Origin of the sequence: Streptomyces kebangsaanensis (assembly GCF_001906585.1) — a bacterium.
Lineage (GTDB): Bacteria > Actinomycetota > Actinomycetes > Streptomycetales > Streptomycetaceae > Streptomyces > Streptomyces kebangsaanensis.
The window spans coordinates 26,027-27,683 of record NZ_JUJA01000037.1 but is presented as its reverse complement, the minus strand read 5'-3'; the positions used below and the strand labels follow the sequence as shown (position 1 = coordinate 27,683).

2 protein-coding genes and 1 pseudogene are annotated in these 1,657 nt (G+C 74.6%); 1 reads left to right on the top strand and 2 read right to left on the bottom strand.

What is annotated here, in order from left to right; translation table 11 throughout:
* Positions 1-13 precede the first annotated feature (13 nt).
* A complete protein-coding gene (locus RH94_RS04805; protein ID WP_073946404.1) occupies positions 14-1,012 on the bottom strand; it encodes an MsnO8 family LLM class oxidoreductase in 999 nt (332 codons plus the stop codon).
* A 68-nt stretch (positions 1,013-1,080) separates the two neighbouring features.
* Positions 1,081-1,314, bottom strand: a complete 234-nt coding sequence (locus RH94_RS04800; RefSeq protein WP_073946403.1) for a hypothetical protein — start codon at positions 1,312-1,314, stop codon at positions 1,081-1,083.
* Between the two features lie 87 nt (positions 1,315-1,401).
* Between RH94_RS04800 and RH94_RS42415 the strand changes: the two are divergent.
* A pseudogene (locus RH94_RS42415) lies at positions 1,402-1,657 on the top strand (hypothetical protein); the annotation flags it as partial.

The following is a 1,657-nucleotide window of genomic DNA, read 5'->3' as shown; positions in this document are numbered from 1 at the left end:
GGGGTCCTCCGGCCTACGCCGTGAAGACCCGTGCCAGCCGCCGGTGGGAGTCCAGCAGGGCGTCGCGGTCGTACGTGCTGGTGGTGACGAGGACCTCCTGGGCGCCGGTCTCCTCGAGGAGCGTCTCCAGCGCGTCCGCGACCTGGTCCTCGGTGCCGGCCAGGTGGCCGGCCAGGCCCGACTCGTAGAAGCCGCGTTCCCTGGCGGTCATCGGCAGGGACTCGACGCGTTCGGCGGGCGGCAGGGGCGGGAACGTGCCGTGGGTGCGGGCGTGGGCCATGGACCAGGCTTCCGGGATCAGGAGGCGGTGGGCCTCCTCGGGGGTGGGGGCCACCGCGATCGTGCCGGAGACGATGACGTAGGGGGTCCGCGCCCAGGGGGAGGGGCGGAAGGCCGCACGGTATCCGTCGATGCCGCGCCGCGTCTTCTCGCGGTCGCGCAGGTCGCCGATGACCAGGGGGAGGCCCGCCTCGGCGGCGACGGCCGCGCCCTCGTTCACGGCCAGGACGAAGGGCGGGACCCGCAGGCCCTCGGCGGGGCGGGCGCGGACACCGGTCGGCGACGTGCCGTCGAACCAGCCGAGGAGCTCGGCCAGCTGCCCCGCGAAGTCCGCTGCCGCGTGCTTGTCGCGGCCCAGGGCCTTGCGTACGCCGTCGGTGAAGCCGACCGAGCGGCCGAGGCCCATGTCGATGCGGCCGGGGTACAGCGACTCCAGGACGCCGAACTGTTCGGCCACGACCAGGGGCTGGTGGTTGGGGAGCATCACTCCGCCGGTGCCGACCCGGATCGTGGACGTCGCGGCGGCGACCGCGGCGGCCAGCACCGTCGGTGCGGAGCCGGCGACGCCCGGTACGCCGTGGTGCTCCGAGACCCAGAAGCGGTGGTAGCCCAGGGACTCCACCTCCCGCGCCAGCCGTACCGTGTCCCGCAGGGCCTCGGCGGGCGGGTGGCCCTCGCGGGTGCGGGAGCGGTCGAGGACGGAGAAGCGGGTGGAGGCGATCAGGGAGCTCACACCCGGTTCAACGCGGGGGCGTCCCCAGGATTCCCGGGGCAGGTTCCCGTGGCGGGTTTCCGCGGCGGTCAGCCGGACCGGTTCCGGGGCTCCGGGCCCCAGTACTCCGGGCCGCCCCCGCGCCAGTCGATGAGCGGGGAGACCGCCACCTCCATCGGGTCGACCTCGAAGCCCGCGCGGTGCAGGAACTCGGCGACGTCCGCGACGCTGTAGGCCAGCCCCAGTATCTCGCCGTTCACGCGCACGCGCCGGCCGCCCGTCGGGGAGGGCGGGTGCACGATCACGGGCAGTGGTCCGGACATGTACCCAGCATCGGGCGTGGGCCCCCGGTCCGCATCCGGACGGGGGACGCCTCACCGCGCTTCGTCGCGCCTCATTACGCTGGGGCCGTGACGGACAGCAGCAAACGGCCGCTCGCCGTGTTCGACCTGGACAACACCCTCGCCGACACCGCGCACCGGCAGCGGTTCCTCGAGCGCCGGCCGCGCGACTGGGACGCCTTCTTCGCCGCGGCGCCCGCGGACCCGCCGATCGAACAGGGCGTCGAGCTGCTCCGGAAGAGTGCCGTCGAGTGCGAGATCGTCTATCTCACCGGGCGGCCCGAGCGGTGCCGTCGGGACACGGTGGACTGGCTCGCCGCCCACC

What these genes read in the sequence shown, in the direction of transcription:
- RH94_RS04800 (WP_073946403.1), bottom strand. Translation starts at nt 1,314, where the DNA reads ATGTCCGGACCACTGCCCGTGATCGTGCACCCGCCCTCCCCGACGGGC.